We start from the raw sequence: 16672 nt of genomic DNA on the forward strand, positions 1-16672 counted from the left end.
CCGCCCTCATGCCGCCGGCTTGCCGGTCACCAGACCGATCTGGTTCAGCTCGATCCTGCGCAGCAGGTCGAGCACTTCCACCACCTTGGCGTATTGCACGGCGGCATCGCCGCGCACGATTACAGGAAAGTCCGGCGTGATGGCCTTCTCGGTGCGCAGGCGGTCTTCCAGCTCGGGCAGCGTCACCGGATATGCATCCAGGAACACCTGCCCGTTGTTGTCGATGGTGATGGCCTTGGTCTTGGGCTTTTCCAGCGCAACGCTGGCGCTGGCCTTGGGCAGGTTGACCTTGATACCGGGAATGCTCGCGTTGCTGGTGAGGATGAAGATCACCAGCACCACCAGCAGCACATCGACAAACGGCGTGATGTTGATGCCGCTGGAGCGCTTCTTGGGGCCAAAGCGGGATGCTGTGGACATGGCGCCCTCACTCGCGGTGCGGCGCGGCCGGGCTGGCCACGAAGCCGCCGCCCGGCGCATCGGTGCGGTGACCGGATGGCGCGCTGTGCGCAGCGGTGTCGCCCATCACGATGGTGGCGCGGCCGTCGCCGTGCTCTTCAGCCAGGCGCGTGGCGAACTCGTCGACAAACACGGCCATGTCCGCCGCGATGGCTTCCGAGCGCGAGGCGAGCCAGTTGTAGCCGAACAGCGCCGGTATGGCCACGCCCAGGCCCGCTGCGGTACACAGCAGTGCCGCTGCCATGCCGGGCGCCACCGAGTTGATGTCCACCGCGCCGGCCATGGCCGCCACCACGAACACCAGCATGATGCCGATCACCGTGCCGAACAGGCCCACATACGGCGCGCCTTCAATGGTGGTGGACAGCCAGTTCATCCGGCGTGCCATGCGCTCGTTCTCGCGCACCATCACACCTTCCATGGCGGCGCGAATGGCCGCAATCGTGGCGGCCGACACTGCGTTGATGTCGAAGCCGCGCTCGTGGCGCAACTGCATCTCGCGGATGGCGATTTCGTACAGGCGCCACAGCGACGAATCCTGCCGTACATCCGCGCCCACCTTGCCGCCGCGCACGAGCGAATCGAGCGATGCACCGGCCGTCTCGCGAAACACCGCCATGAACCGCGCATTGGCACGCGACACCGCGCTGTAGTAACGGCTCTTGGTAATCATGATGGCCCACGAACCGGCCATCATCAGCCCCAGCACGCACACCACCACCCATGCATCGACCGGCATGGCCGCGAGGATGAAACCGAAGTGGCTCTTGCCGGCCTGCTGCTCATCCGGGCCCATCACCACGAGGCGTGACTCAGCGCCCTGCGCGATCGCATCGGCCTGGATCAGCCCGGCGGGGCGTGCGGTCTTGGACAGGCGCAGTTCATCGATCGCCCCGCTGAACGGGTTCAGGCCCGAGCCACCGGGGGCGTCGCCACCGACGGCTGCGGCACTGTTGAGCGCCGGCATATGCGCTGCGAGCGTGGCTGCTACTGCACCGTTCACATACAGATGCACGCCCTGCTCATCGGCAGTGGCCGCCACGTGCGACCACTGTCCATCGCGCACGGGTTGGCCCGGTGTGCTGCGCTGGCCGTTCACCTGCACGAAGGGCACGCCGTTGTCCACGCCGAGCACGAATTCGTTGGCGCCATCGCGGCGTGCGTAGATCACCTGCCCGGCCGCCAGCTTCTCGGGCCGTACCCACGCAGAAACGGTAAAGGTGCCGTTGGCCTGCGTCGTCAGCGACGGCGATGCCGGCAGCATCAGGGGTGCGCCGTTGAACTGCGCGCCTTTGCCGATCACCGCGCCGTCGAGCGTCGTCACGGGCGTTTGCGCGTGATTGCCATAGGCCGTGGTATCGCGCGGCGGAGCGCCCGTCTCACCAAAGTGATAGACGAGGGTGTAGTCGGGATCGAACGTCAGCTGGCCATTGCCAGCGGCCGGAGCCTTGCGATTGCCGTAGTACATCCAGATGTGCTGCGGCGTGCCGGTCGTCACCGTCGGCACATCCACCCACACCAGCGCGATGCCGAGCAGCGGGTCGAACTGTTCGATCTGGTGGTTCAGCACGGTCTTGTCGTCGCCGGCGATGAAGCGCAAGTCGGCCCCGTTCTCGCTCGTGCCGTCAAAGCTGAAGTTGCCGGTATGCAGGCGCACCAGCACGGGCGTGCGGCCGGCATCGCTCTTGAGCGCGCCGCCTTGCGGGCCGGCGTCGATGGTGATCGGCTTGCGATACGCCCAATCGGGCTGCCACCACGCCAGCGCGGTGCCGGGCAGGAAGACGCTCAGCAGCGTGAGCAGGAACAGAATGCGTCGCATGGCAGGAACTCTCCGGAAACAAATAAGGACGTGGCTCAGTGATGGGCTCAAGGCGGCTCAGTAACTTGCGTTGACGCTGAAGTTCACGCTGGGCGAATGCGCCCGCGTGCTCGGGCCGTCGCGCAGCGGATAACCGAACTCCAGGCGGCCGCGCACATAGTCGGTCAATTTAAAGCTGGTGCCGAAGCCAAGCGAAGCGAGCGTGAAGCTGCTGGCCTGCTCCACCTGCGGCTGCCTCAGGCGCAGGTAGGCCGCATCGGTAAAGAGGTAGAAGCGCAGTTCATCCAGCGCAGGCGCGAATTTGTTGAACGGTGCGGTGCGCCATTCGAGCGAGGCAAGCGCGCCATAGTCGCCCGTGGTCTCCGCCGACAGATAACCGCGCACGCTGCTCATGCCGCCAGCGGCAAACTGCTCGCTGGAGACGAGCGGCGAATCCGACAACTGCCCTGCCACGCGCACCACCGCTTGCGAGCCGCCCTGGAAGGTGTGCGTCTCGGTGGCGTCGGCCTTGAAGACGAGGAAGCTCGAACGCGCGTTCACGCGTTTGTAGTCGTAGGCCTCTTCTCGGCTGCCGTAACCGAACAGGCTGCGCGTGCCGGCGGTGGCGGTCAGGTTCAGGCTCAGCGTGTCGCGCTCGGTCTGCCGATAGCCGGTGTAGTAGAGCGAGATGGGCGCGTACTTGAGCGGCACGTGGTCGCTCGTGCTGCCGAAGCGCAGGCTCTCGGCGTTGTCCTTGAAGTCGATACCGACGCCGAGCTGCTGCCACCAGGCGCCCGCCATTGGCAGCACGTAATTGGCTTTCACGCCCACTGCGTGGCCCTTGCCGAGCACGCTGGTGCCGCCGACCGTGGCGACGTTGCTGTCGGATTTGTAGCCGGAGAACTCCAGGCTCCAGTTGGTATCGGGGATCGGCGCCGTGTAAGCACCCGACCACACCCGCGCCTGGCTGAAGTCTTGCGGCGCACCGAAGAACGACAGCGATGCGCGATGGCCAAGCTGCCACAGGTTGTCGTGGCTCACGGAGGCCGTCATGCGCAGCGGGCGCGTATCAGCGCTGTGATCGTTGTTCAGGCCAATGCTGGCATGCACCGGCGATTTGTCATCGACCTTCAGGTCAACATCCATCGTGCCGGGCAGCGCGCCCTGGCGCACCACCGGAATCACCTGGCGGTCTGCGCGGTTGAGCGTTGCCAGCTCGTTCTGCGCCTGCGCAAAGTCGGGCACCTTGCCTTCCTGCAGCGCCGGCACCGCTTCACGCACGATGCGGGGCGAGGTGTACTCCGCGCCCGTTACACGCACGCGGCCCACGCGTGTTTCGTTCACCTGCAGGATCACCACGCCGCCGGTCACCTGCTGTTCGGGCAGATCGACATAGACGGATTGATAGCCTTTGGCCTGATACACCGCCAGCAGCGCAGCACGTGCGTCTTCAATGTCCTTGAGCGTGCGATCGGGCCCGAGAAACGGCGTGACGGTCTTCTCGATGGTGCGCACGTCGAGCATCGTGTTGCCGCGCACGACGTACTCGTTGATGTTGACCTTGCGTTGCGGTGCCGGCTCGGCGGTAGGTGCAGCAGCCGGTGCGGCAGCGGGCGCCGTCGGCTCTTGCGCCAGAGCCACGCCCCGCATCAGCAGCATCAGGACTGCCAGCCGGACACTTCCCCCAGACCTGCGTTGGTTGCGGCGTTGTTTGCAGCGTTGATTGAACTCGGACATGCGTTGGCTCGGTGCCGATTCGGCATCATTCGTGTGTTGTGCGCCGGCCGGCCGCGTCGTTCGTCAGCCGTCGGTCTTCACAGGAATGACGTTTGCTGAAACGCAAATCCGCAAACATTTTGTGATGTCACGCAAAGTTCATGGAGCGCCGCGTGCGTTGTCATGGCGACATCGCACGCGGACCATGAAGGCGCATGAAGATTGGCGCTGCGGCGCATCCACATAACGCGGTGCGCCGCAGCTTGGTGGGGCATCGCGCGGTGTATGACCACACGATGACGCGTCGATGCAGAACGCTTGCCTGCCGCTTATGGCATCACAGGTTTTTACGCTCGGCAGCGGTGAGCCGCATCTTCTGGCGCTCGTTCAGCTCGCCATTGCCGATCATCTGGAAGGCGCTCCCGGGGTCGTAACTGGAGCGGTCCTGGCGTTCGGGCTCCGGGGCCTTCGGCGCGCCATTGCCGCCTTCACCACCCGCCCCGCCCGTGCCACCGTAGCCCAGCACCTGCACGGTGATGATGGAAGGCAAGCCGTTACGCGCTGCTGCCTGCTGCTGGCGCATCACGTCTTGCGCCGCCTGCGTGGCCGAGTTGGCTGCGGCACTGGCCGAGTTGAGCGCCCCCACGTTGACCAACGCCACCGTCGGCACACCGCGCGATTCGCCCTGCACCTGAATGTTGGCCGCATTCACCACGCGCAGCGCCGCCACGTTGATGTCGCCTGACACGCGGATGCCCGCCTCGCCGGGGTCCACCGTGCCGAGCGGCGCGATCAGGTCCACGTCACCGCGCGGCACGTCCGGAATCGGGTTGAGCGTGGCAATGCCCGCGCCTGAACTCGGCACCTGCGGCGACAGCGTGACGTTGCCCATGCTGTCGTACACCCGCAGCGGCGGCGTGTAGAGCAGCGACGTTTTCGACCCGCGCCCCGCGTTGATATCGCCTTCGGCCGACCACACGAGAATGCCGCCGCCGAACGTGGTCATGATGCGCGACAGACCCAGCAGCACGCTGTCTTTGGAATAGACCTGAATGTCGCCCGCGCCCTGGGTGAGCAGGCCCGACGTGGCCGGAGGTACCTGCCCCTCCACACCCACGATCAGCTTGCCGCCCGGCGTGAGCGTCTGGATGGCGCCACCGAAATCCGTGCGAATGCCCGAGGGACCGAACATCGTGATCGTGCCCTCGCGCTGGATCGGCCGGCCTTCGGCATCCTTGTCGGGGAACAGCGATGCGATGGCCTGGCGCCCGCGCAGGTAACTGCCGAAGCGGCGGCTGCCTGGGTCGTTGTATTCGCGGCCGCCTGCGCGCAGTTCACTGAAGTACACCGAACGCGCGAACACGCGTTGCTGCTCCGCCGGCAGGCCCAGGTAGAACGCGAGCGCGCCGTCTTGCGTGCCGGTATAGCCGAAGCGCGTTTGCAGCCAGTCGAGCAGTTCCTTGTCGTACGTCTTGACGACCTTGCCTGCCTGGTCGGCCAGCGGCGCATTGGGGTTGGCCAGATTGGCCCCGTCGAGGTAGCGGCGGGCGAACGTCGAGAAGTCCGCGCCTGCTGCGCCCGCGCCCGCCATCACGCTGATGCCCGCGCCGCTGCTGCGGTCGCCCGCGTTGACGGAGATGCCCGTTCCGATGCGACCGATGCTTTCCAGCAAACCCTTGTCCGCCTGATACAGGTTGCGGCCCGCGGTGACTTCCAGCGTGCCGGGGCCCGCCACACGGAAGTTGCCGAAGAGGATGTCGCGGCCTGCAGAGACGACGGAGATGTCGTTGGGGTTGTTGTTGAGGAGGAGGTTGCCGGTGGAAGTCGTGGCGGAGAAGCCGGTCGGTGTGGATGTGCCTGGCGGGGTGCCGGCATCCACGATGTCCCTGCCGGCCAGAATCCAGGTCGGCTTGGCTGCGACATACCAATTCTTCAGAGATTTCGGCGAAGCATTCTGGCCGCCATTGGTGAAATCCAACATCTCGCCGGTGCGCAGTCCGACAATGTCGCCATTCACCGCATAGAAACGTGCTGGCTCGCTATCGTTCGCGTGCAACGTGCCGGAAGCCGTATCGGGGCCAAATGCGAACAACGCTCCACCGCTTCCCCGCGAGGCAGCCGTGCCGTCAGCGCTGGTGTTGTCTACCAACGGCACAGTGCCAGCGCCGATGCCATAGCCAATGAAACCTGGGTTGAACGGCGTGACGAGCGCATTTTGCGATGCGCCGGACTGGGCGATTCCGTAGCCGTTTGCATACAGCGAGCCGTTGGCCAGAATTTCCAACTGGCCGAACGGAGCGGGCGCGAGCACGAGCGACGTGTTGGCAGCGCTACCACTTCCGCCGCCATAGTACACGTTGCCTCGCGCCGCACTTGCCCGCAGCGTCCCCGGATAGACGAAGCGACCGTCCGTTGCAGCGCCGACGCCCGCTGCCACCGAGGAATCAAGGCTCTGCGTGGTGGGTGTGAGGTTACCGCCGGCGGAGAACAGGTTTAGCGCCGTCTTGTCGGTCCACAGCGAGAACCAGCTGTAGCCACCACCCGTTTGTGGCGTCAGCGTGCCGCCCAACGTCGGCAGATACGGCGTGGCATTCATCTGGTTGAGGCGGCCCGCATCTCCCACTGCAGCGAGCACCAGATCCCCACGGCTCGACATATTGACCGTCGCATCGCCCGGTACGAGCGTCAGCCCGCCCAGCGGCGTTGCTTTGGTGGCGGCAAAGACATCCTGCCCGCGCGGGTCGTTTGGAATCGCGGATCCATAGGTCAGCTCAAGGCGGCCAATGGCGCCCGCTTCCACGCTCAGGTTGCCGCGCAGGTTCGTCAGCACACCATTGATATCGGGGCTATTGAGGTATGACTTGCGGAAAGCTGAGTCCAGCGGATTGATCGCGCCCTGTGTATCGAGCTGCAGGTCGCCACCGCCCGTCAGCAACGGCTTTCCGTCCGTGCCAATTCGCCCCGTGCTGGCCACGGCTACATTCAGTGCTTCGCTTGTCGGCTGCGATCGGACACCCTGGTCCGATTGCACACCAACATCACCACCGGCTATCACTTGAACATTGCCGCCGCCCAGTGCGCCGATTCCTGTAAAGCCCACGAGCCTTGGGGAAGCCGCCGTGCTGCTATTCGGCGCCGATAACACGTACGTACCGAAATTCACCCACCATGCCGTAGGAAGGCCCGACCCCGTGCCGCCCTGGCGCCAAAGCCAATCGCCCGGGTTATTACTGAAGGTCGGACCGCTTCCCAACGTGTGCCCCGTGATGGCACCTTGCGCGGAGAGCACAACATTGCCACCGCGCTCCGGATACCACGCTTGGTACAGGCTGGTTGCCGGATCGCCGTTGACGAACGGTTCATATGCAGCACCGTCAGCGCCGAGGACCGTATTGCCGGTTGTGCGCTCGGTGCCGCGTCGCTGGTTGTAGGGGTTGTTGCCACTGCTGTCGAGCATCGATGCGGATTGCGTTCCGGCCGTGTAGACGCCGTAGGTAGAACGCATGTCGATGCTGCCGCCGCTGACGAGGTCCAGGTCGCCAGTACCAGTGCGCAGGACGCTAAAAAGCGGGAAGCGTGGGGCCAGGTTTGTTTCACCAGGCAGACTTTGGCAATAGTCCCCCAAGTCGCAGAGGAACAGAAGGTCGTCAGGCACTGTTTCCCCGGCCGTGCCGAGTCCCCCATCCTTCCACACCACACGGGGCGGAAGCGACTGCGCCACCGCAGACAGATGTGCATCTCCCAACACGAAATGACCGGATTGCCCCGCATCAGGCCGCACCGCGCGGCTGTCTGCTGCGCTGAGATCCGCGCCGCTCACCAACCGCATCGACCACGACTCAGTGCCCGACTTCAACATGGGCGCAATCGCCCAGTTGCTGCCCTGCGAACCGTTCACCGTATCGCGCAGCTCGACAAACTTGACGTCGCCGGGCAGCTTCACATCGGCAGAGCCGGGGATCAGCGCCCCCACTGGCAGGGCCAGTGCACCATCTAGCGCAATGCCGGGTGTGCCCAACGGCGCTGCCATCGACACACCCTTCGGCCAGACAACCGAAGCCACCGACACGGGCGTAGCGACCACGCTGCCTGCATCCAGCACCATGCCGGCCGCGAGCGCGGTGTCCTGCCGCAAGACCGTGCCGGCGGGGTACACCACATTGCCGGTTGCATCGCGCACGGCGGCACGCAGTACCGTGCCGGCAGGCAGGCTCAGCGCTTGGCCCAAGGTCAGGCTGGCAGGCACCGTTGTGTTGGCCGGCAGCGTGAACGAGCGCAGCGGCACGTCGTAGTTGAGCATCGTACCGGGGGCAAACAGCGTGCCGTCGGCCAGTGTGATGCCGCTGCGGGGCACGATGATGTCGTTGCCGTAGGGCTGCTTGCCGGAGGTCAGCAGCCAGCCTGCATCATCCTGCGTCGCCGGCGGCGGCGCAAAGCCATCGTTGATGCTGCCGAGCACCTGCAGCTTGCCGCCCGCCCGAATCACCAGCGCGCCGGGTTCGCCCGAACCACGCACGCCCGGATCGACATTCGGGCCATAGCGGTAGCCCGAGAAATCCAGATCGCCGCGCACGAGCAGATTGCCGTCCGGCGTGGCGCTGACGATCTCAACGCCGGGCCGCAGGTGGTAGGCGCCGCCATAGGTTTTCAGGCCAGCGAGCCGCGCCTGCAGATCGGCGTTGTTCCACGCAGCATTGATGAAGTTGCGGCTGTCAGCATCGACGCCGTCCATCCAGCCTTGCGTGATGACCTGAATGGGCTTGCCGTCCACCGTGGGCGCCGTTTCAAGCGGCGCGTTGTCGTAGCGGCGGAAACCCTGCACGGCGATGCTCCTGGCGCCGCGGATGTCCACCGCGCCAGACGCGTCGATCGCCATGTCGCCCTGGGCGTCTGCACCGATGCGCGGCGCGCTTAGCGTGACCGTGCCGCGCGCCACGTTGTCAGCGGCGCGCACATCGATGACCGCACCGGGCGCCAGTGTCAGGCGCCCTTCGGTGGCGCGCAGCTCAACGATGCCGCGGTTGGGCGCGTCAATGGGCAAACCGTAGCTGTCGACACGCAAACGCGTACCGTGAGCATCCAGCATGGAACCCGCGCCGAGCGTCAGCCCGTTGCGCGCCGCCAGTCGAATCGTGCCCGGCTGCTCGCCACTGGCATCGACACGGCCGTTGACGGTCAGGCTGCCGCCGTCGAGCGAGATGTTGATTGCATTCGCCTTCAGCTCGTCACCAATGGAGAGATCGCCCTGCTTGATCTGGAAGCTGCGTGAGCCGGTGACGCCGTTCGTCGTCAAGCGCTGGTTCAAGCCTGCGAAGTCGTTCAGCACTTGTGCGCGCACATCGACGCTGCCGGCTTGCCATGGCACATCGGTACCGCCCGCGTCGTAGCGGCCGCTTGCCGTGCCGCGAATGGTGCCGGCCAGATCGACCCGGCCCCCTGCCGCATCCAATGCGGTGACTGACACGCTGCCCGCATGGTTGTTCTGTGCGGAAACATCGATGACCGCCCCCGCCGCCTGGCTCACGTTGCCGTGCGCGCTGTCGATCAGCACATCGCCGCCAGCGCTGTACTTGGTGACGTCGTTCATCGGCACGGCGCGCCCCGCTACGTCAATGCGCGATGCGTCGGCCAGCGTGACGCCGTTGTCACCGAAAATCGTCAGTTTGCCGCTCGGCAGCACGATGGTGCTGGCGACGTTGACGGTGTTGCCCTTGAGGCCGATCTCAGCACCGAGTGCATCCGTGCTGACAGTACCCGCCCCCGTTGGCGCGGCAACGTTGAGTGCTCCGCCTGCCGTGAAGCGGCTGATGGAGCCGGACTCGCCCGTCAGCAGCGGTGCAACGAGATTGAGATTACCGCCGCTGTACTGGTAGCCGGTACCCGCTTGATATGCGCCCTGCGATTGATACACCGACAACGTATTGCGGTTGTTCGCCGTGATCTTGTCGCTGGCCTGCACATTCATGTTGGCAAAGCCGAGCACAAGGCGGTCCAGCGTGAGTTGCGTGTCGGGCTGGCTGAACGGGCCGTAGCCGAACACCACGTCGCGGGCAACGATGTTCAGCGTGCCGCTGCCGGTGCCGGCACCACCTGCGATGACCCCGCCCGGTTTTGCGCTCGACGGCGCTTGATTGGACGCCCGAATGACGCCATCGCTCACGCCATTCCACACCAGCTTGTCAGTCGTGATGGTGGCAACGTCACCAGAATTGCCCAAGCCGTAGATGGCTGGCGTATTGAGCACGAACGAAGCCAGCGACGATTTGCCCGTCAGCGGATCAATCGTATTGAGCGCCGTGGTGCCGTAGAAGTTGACCGACTGCGAGGCCGTCAGCACGAGGTTTTCAAGCTTGGGCACGCCAATGCCCGTATTGCCCGCAAGCAGGCGGCTGAGCAGATCCTGATTCAGGCGCAAGCCGTTCGGAAGCACGTTGGCGGCAGCGTCCAGTGCTGCCTGCTCGCCGATGTTGATGCTGGGCATCGACAGTGTGAGGTATTTTGCGCCATAGCGGGCGCCGTCGCTCAGCAATAGCTGACCGTTGCTGCGCGTGGAGAACAGCAGGGAACCTTGCCCATACAGTTCGGCACGGCCAATGGCAATACCTTGCGAATCCCCGCCGATGTTTCCCTGAATGACATTGAGCAGTCCATTCGACACCGCGACCAGATTGGAAGCCGAGTTGTAGACGTAACCGTCTGTAGATGGATAGGGCGTCTCCGTTCCCTGGCCCAGCGTACTGATGCGTGCACCGTCTTCAACAGTAATGCCGCCTGCCTGCGAGATCAGCAGCACCTCTCGTGCCTTGAGTTCTGCCCCGGTACGCAACGTCACGGCGTTGGCATAGCCATCCAGAACGCGCGTGCCGTCGGCGCTCATTTGAGCGCCGCCACCGATCGATAGCCTGGGTGCACCAATGGCGTTCAACGCACCAGCGTCGATCGAGGTGAAGCCGGCGGTCGGTGGGGCGCCAGGTGCTGTCACCTCGATCATCCGGCTTCCAGAGCCGCTGGCGCTGTCAACCTGCAGGGCTCCCGCATATCCGCCGGCTGCGCCATCGAAGCGTGCCGTGCCGGCAAACGTCAACGCCGGTCGATCCGAAGATGGACCGCTGTAGGCCAACTGCAACGTCCTGGCATCCGCAGGCAACTGCGGCCGCGGGGCGCCGAAACGCTGGGCATCAGCGCGTACGAAATCGGCGTAGCTCGTTTCGTTGTACTGCGAGTAGGTGCGCACCACGTCGCCGGGCGTGAGAACGATCTGCGTTGGCAACGCCGCGTGCACACCGGTGTTAGCCGTGCTGAGCACACCACCCGTGAGCCATGAGCCGCTGCCGACAGCGCTGACGCCCGTCGCAAGTGGATTAGTGCCCCCCACCTCGACGCGATATGCCCCTGGCAGCAGCGCATACGACGCCGGCAGGAGGGTGTAAACGCCAGGAGCCAGGCCTGGAATGCCTGCGCCAATGGTGATCTGCCGCCCAGCCGCCGCGGTGCTCGCGCCGGCATCAAACGGCGCATAGTCGCTGCGATAGCCGGGCACGATGGCGTAGACGCGATTGCCGGTAGCGCTATACGTCAGCGCCGGATTCGCGTTGACCAACGGTGTGGTCAGCACGTTGACCGATCCCCCGCGACCACTGATGAATCCCGCGCCAAGAATCGCTCCACCGCCGGACATGTCCAGCACAGCCCCCGGGGCCACGTCGAAGCTCGTGCCGGTCAGGCGAAGCACGCCTGAATAGAAGGTATCAAAAACTGCACCCTTTACCGGTGCGCCGTCATAGGTATAGGTGACGCCGTCAGAGGTGCCGCCATACGGCAAAACCAGTCCTGCACCGCTCACTGAGGTCAGGCTGCCGGGTAACAGATTGATGTGCCCCGATGTCGGCCCTTCGCTGGCAGCGGTTGCACCCAATGCGATATTGCCCAGCGGGGCACGCACAATGCCGCCCTGCTCGATCGTCGGCGCGAACACGCGCAACGTGCCGAACACGCTGTCCGGCATAGCGGGAGTGTCGGCACCATTGCGGCCGAATGTGATGCGCTCGGTTGCGACAAGTCTTGCATTGGCCGCGCTCACCGGGTACACCTGTGCCGCGTTCAACGTGACCTGTCGCGATCCGCCCGCACCCAACTGCACACGAATGTCTCCGGTGCTGTTCAACGTGGTGGTATCAAAGCCGGCACGCGCCACCTGCACGGGCGCCGCGGGCGGGCGTTGTTCGACGTTGCCGTAGGCTCCGGCGGTATACGCAAAGACAAGGTCGATCAAGTCCGCGTCCACATTCAGAGACGCCTGACTCGCGATCGGTGACACGTTCCGCAGCCGGAACCGGTCGACGTTGTCGACCGCGGTACCTCCCACAATGGGATACAGCGCACCTCCCGCATTCAGCTTGACGGCCGTGCGATCGAACCGCACGTAGGGTGCCGACAGATGCACGGCAGAAACACCGTCCTTGCTCGACAGGTTGTTGCTGCGGATCTGCAAGCTACGGCCCAACGACAGATTGACCGGGCCGTCAAAGGTCACCATGTCGGCATAGGCGGAAAGCGCATCAAAGCCCCCCGCGCGCACGCGGTCGCTGCTGATGCGTGCTTTGCCAAACGCCAATGCCGAGCTGGTCGCGCCGGGCAGCAAGTCCGCAGGCAATGTCGCCGGCTGGCCGGCGCCAATCTCCAGCTCGCGCGGAACGAGCATGCCGGGCAGTGGTTCCATCCCAGCACCGTAGCGATACTGGGGCGTCTCCAACGTGACGACCAGTGTGCCCCCCGCCGCGCCGTTGCCGCCGGCAAACGCGCGCATGACACCATCTGCGTAAATGCCGTTGTATGAGGCGAGCGCAATCGTGCCGCCGTCGCCGGCCAACTGCACGGGGCGCGTCGCTGCACCGACCGGGACGGTCTGCCCAGAGCCCTCCTGCACATCGACGGTCGCACTTGCACCGGAGGCATCAAGCACTGCACCAGGACGAATGACGATGAACGCGTTGGCCGCCGGCTCATTGCCGCCGTTGCTACGCGGGCCGTTCGGGCCAATGGCGATGGTGCCGCCGTTGCCTGCCACGCCGAACCGGCGGCCGAACTGATCGACTGCCGTGACGGCCCGCGCGGCGACGTCTAGGACGGCGTGATCTCCAATCCAGATTGAGCGCATGGGGTCGAAGTAATCGGCGCTGCCCGTTTCGACGTCCGCACCATTCATCTGCAGCACCTTGATCGTGCCGCCCGGCGCCGTAATCGAACCATCAATCGTGATCTGTCCTGGCGTCTGCAACGTCACCGTCTGGCCCGGGTCCACCACAATCCGCGCGCCTTCGCCGACCTGCAGGTGCGATCCCACCGTCTGGTTCAGGCTGCTGTTCGACTCCAGCGTCAGGCTCGCCCCGCCACGCTGGATCAGCTTGGCGTTGACCGCGTCCTCCTGATACACCGGCGGCGTCCACAGCGTGAGCACGTCGGCCGGGCGTGCGCCGGTGGCGATCTTGCGCGCGGCGTCGGGCACGAAGTAGACCGGCATTTCCACATTCAATGCCGTGCCCGGCGCGACGTTCAGGCCGCGGTACCCGTTCACGTCATAGGCGGAGAAACCCTGGCGGAAGAAATCGGGCGTGAGCAGCAATTGTCCCGGCTGCGCCCCCGTGCCGTCGGAAATGAGCACCTTGTCGGCCGCCACCGTCAGCGTGCCGCCGCCGCTTACGCCGTAGCCCTTGAGCGTGCTGCCCAGTTGCAGCGTGCTGCCGTCGGCGGTTGCGGGCGCAAACGGGGGCGTGTTGGCGGTCAGCGTCACGTTGCCGCCCTTGCCGCCGCGCACGGTGCCGCTGGCGAGAATGCCCGCGCCCGACGACACATCGATCGTGCTGCCGTTCGCCAGCGCAATGCCCTGCACGCCTTCCATGCTGACGTTGCCGCCGTTGAGCCACGCCATGCCGGCCACCGCGGTCGGATCCAGCGCGCCGTTCACCCACAGGCCGCTCACATCCACCGTCGCATCGTTGCCGAGCGCGATGCGCGACTTGCCATCCTTGGTGAGCGCCGTCGCTTGCGTGGCCGGGTTGGCAGCACGCAGCACATTGCTGAACGCAACGTTGCCGCCGTGCGCCACCACGTCTGCATTCACGTCGATGGACGATGCAGACACCGACACCGTGCCGCCATCGGCCAACGCCAGGCGCTTGTCGATCGACACATTGCCCTGCGTGGCGATGGCGAGCCCACCCAGCCCCATGTCGTTCAGGCGCTGAGCATCGAGCTGGATGGTGTTGACGCGGTCTGCCGGCAACGCGTCCTTGAGCGAGATCGGTGCCGCCGCGGCCACGTCGCCAACGCGCACCTGCGTGTCGTAGGCGCCAGCAAGTCCGTACGCGTCGTAACGGCCGATGCGCAGCGTGGCCGGAATGGCCACGGCGGTCTGCGCCTGGCCGTAGCCATCGGCCGCGCCGGGCACGTGCGCCTGGTTCTGGCGCGGCCCGTTGTAGACGGCGCTGACGATGTCGCCATCCACCACCGCCGTCGGCGTGGAGAGGATCAGCTGGCCAGCATCGCGCCCGGCCGTATAGCCGTTCTCCAGCTTCTGGCGCGGTGCGATCAACGGGCTGTAGTAGTACTCGGTGGTCTTGTTGCCCCAGCGCGGATGCGCTGCTTCAAAACCCTGATAGACGCCGCTGTACAGCACGTCCATCGGCGCGGACGACGCATCGTAAAGCTGCCCGTCGCGCCCCTTGAGGAAGGTCTGGCGCAGGTAGCCGCTCTGCACATCCAACGAACCGCCCGACAGGTTGATCGACGACCCCCGCTGCGTGACGACTTCCTTGCCGCCGAGCGTGACGGTGCCGCCCTGTGCCGCCCACTCGCCGATGCTGTGGCCGGCGTTGTCGAGGTAGCCACCTACTTCCAGCAGGCCGCCGGCAGTGTAGTACCGGTCCTTGTCATAGACGCCGGGCTTGGCCGGCACGTAGATGAGGCGGCGGCGGTCGATCCAGACCGTCGCGTTGTTCAGCGCGCCGCTGTCACGGTTGCCGGGGGCATCGCGCTGCTCGTTGCCCTGCACGTTCACGGCAACGTTGTTGGATTCCATCGACACCTGCACGCCCACCGCGCCGCCCACGTCCAGCCGCGCGCGGTCATTCACCAGCGTGCGGCGTGCAGCGCTCACCTGGATCTGCCCGCCCGTGGCGAGCGAGAGCGAGCTGTCGGCAAAGGACACGTCACCGCCCGAGACGACCTCGATGCGCGATTGGTCGCGCCGGTCCGACAAGCGCGAGAGGTTGTCGAACACACCTTGCGCGGTATCCGCACGCACCTTGTCTTGCGCTGCGGATTCCTGCAGCAGCGCGTTGCGCTGGCTATCGAGCGCGGTGCTGCCGTCCTGCTCGATCAGAATGGCCGTGGTTGCGCCCTGCCCCATCGACACTCGCCCCTGCGTATCGGTGGCCGAGTTCAGCAGATGGATCGTGCCGCGCGTATTGACGGTGCTGGTGGAGACCGCCACGCCGTTCTGCACGACATCACGCCCCGCCAGCGTGATGTCGCCCTGGTTGGCGACGATCAGGCCGTTGTTGACGACATGGCCGGCCGTGCTGTTGGCGACGAACTGCGGCGCAATCTCGTTGCCGCGCGTGGTGGACGACGTATTGCCGTCCGTGCCCACGCCCTTGCGGATGATGAAGTTGTCGCCCGCGGCCAGCTGCGTCTGGCCCTTGGGCGTGGTGATCGTGCCTGCGTTCTCGACTTCGGTGCCCACCAGCAGCACGTAGCCGCCGCCCTGCGTCACGGACTGCGGCGTCTGCGTGGTGATCTGCGCACCGGCTTCCACCTTGACCTTGCCGCCCGCGTTCGTGAACGTGGGCGTGGCATTGTCACCGTACAGGCCCTTGCGGAACTGCTCGTCGGTGATGTTGGCAGCGGCAGCCACGAGGTTGCGCGTATTGACCTGGCTGCTGCCCGTGAAAACCACACCGTTGCGGTTGACGATAAGCACCGTGCCGTCGGCCTTGATCTGGCCGCGAATCTCGCTCGGCCGCCCATTCGGATCGTTCACCCGGTTCAGTGCCGACCAGTTGGACTGCTGCTGGAATTCCACCGTCGTGTTGCGGCCGACGTTGAAGGTCTCCCAGTTCAGCACCGCCTTGTCGTCGGTCTGCCGGATGGCCACGTTCACGCGGCCGTCCTTATTGGACTGAACCGGCGCATTGGCGTTGACCCAGCCACGCGTGAGCGAATTCGTGTCGACTTTCAGGCCGCCGTCCGCCAGACCGTCGGGCACGTCGGAGCGGCCGCTGAGGGCGGCTTGCCGGGCCGCATTCTGTGCCGCCTGCTGCGCGGCGATGGCTGCGGCCACACCGTTGAGGTTGGCAAGCGACTGCTGCAACTGTTGGCGCGCCTGTTGCGATTGCTGCTGTGGATCGTTCAGCAGCGCGACCGGCGTGCCGTTGGGCAGGCGCCCCGTGGCCGCTGCCGTATTCTGCGCCGCCCCGCGTTCAGCAAACCATGCACCGCTGAAGGCGCGCGGCGCTGCGTGCGCATTGGCCGCCAGCAGCGTCAGTGCGGCGGCATGCACGAGCGGCTTGAGGCGCCACGCATGACGCTTGCGCTGGCGATGCAACGCAGTATTGGCAAAAGAAAGCTTGGCGGACGGGCTCGGCTGCATGTCGGGTGGCGAACGGACGATCGAACGGCGGCCACACTCACCTTGCGGCC

At 65.6% G+C, this 16672-nt stretch carries 4 protein-coding genes; all 4 read right to left on the reverse strand.

Going from position 1 to position 16672, the window contains the following annotated elements; translation table 11 throughout:
- Positions 1-6: 6 nt before the first annotated feature.
- Positions 7-420: an ExbD/TolR family protein gene (locus N5B55_RS21885; RefSeq protein WP_304540058.1), complete on the reverse strand. Its 414-nt coding sequence runs from the start codon at positions 418-420 to the stop codon at positions 7-9.
- A 7-nt stretch (positions 421-427) separates the two neighbouring features.
- Positions 428-2278, reverse strand: a complete 1851-nt coding sequence (locus tag N5B55_RS21890) for a DUF2341 domain-containing protein (protein ID WP_304540059.1) — start codon at positions 2276-2278, stop codon at positions 428-430.
- Between the two features lie 57 nt (positions 2279-2335).
- Positions 2336-3916 (reverse strand): ShlB/FhaC/HecB family hemolysin secretion/activation protein, encoded by a 1581-nt coding sequence (locus N5B55_RS21895; protein WP_304540060.1) that lies wholly within the window; start codon positions 3914-3916, stop codon positions 2336-2338.
- A 394-nt stretch (positions 3917-4310) separates the two neighbouring features.
- A complete protein-coding gene (locus N5B55_RS21900) occupies positions 4311-16622 on the reverse strand; it encodes a filamentous haemagglutinin family protein (protein WP_304540061.1) in 12312 nt (4103 codons plus the stop codon).
- Positions 16623-16672: the final 50 nt, after the last annotated feature.

Source organism: Ralstonia pickettii (genome assembly GCF_030582395.1).
Taxonomy (GTDB): domain Bacteria; phylum Pseudomonadota; class Gammaproteobacteria; order Burkholderiales; family Burkholderiaceae; genus Ralstonia; species Ralstonia pickettii_D.

Excerpts from the sequence above, each read along its gene's own strand:
- N5B55_RS21885 (WP_304540058.1), bottom strand. The coding sequence starts at position 420 with ATGTCCACAGCATCCCGCTTTGGCCCCAAGAAGCGCTCCAGCGGCATC.
- N5B55_RS21890 (WP_304540059.1), bottom strand. The coding sequence starts at position 2,278 with ATGCGACGCATTCTGTTCCTGCTCACGCTGCTGAGCGTCTTCCTGCCC.
- N5B55_RS21895 (WP_304540060.1), bottom strand. The coding sequence starts at position 3,916 with ATGCTGCTGATGCGGGGCGTGGCTCTGGCGCAAGAGCCGACGGCGCCC.
- N5B55_RS21900 (WP_304540061.1), bottom strand. The coding sequence starts at position 16,622 with ATGCAGCCGAGCCCGTCCGCCAAGCTTTCTTTTGCCAATACTGCGTTG.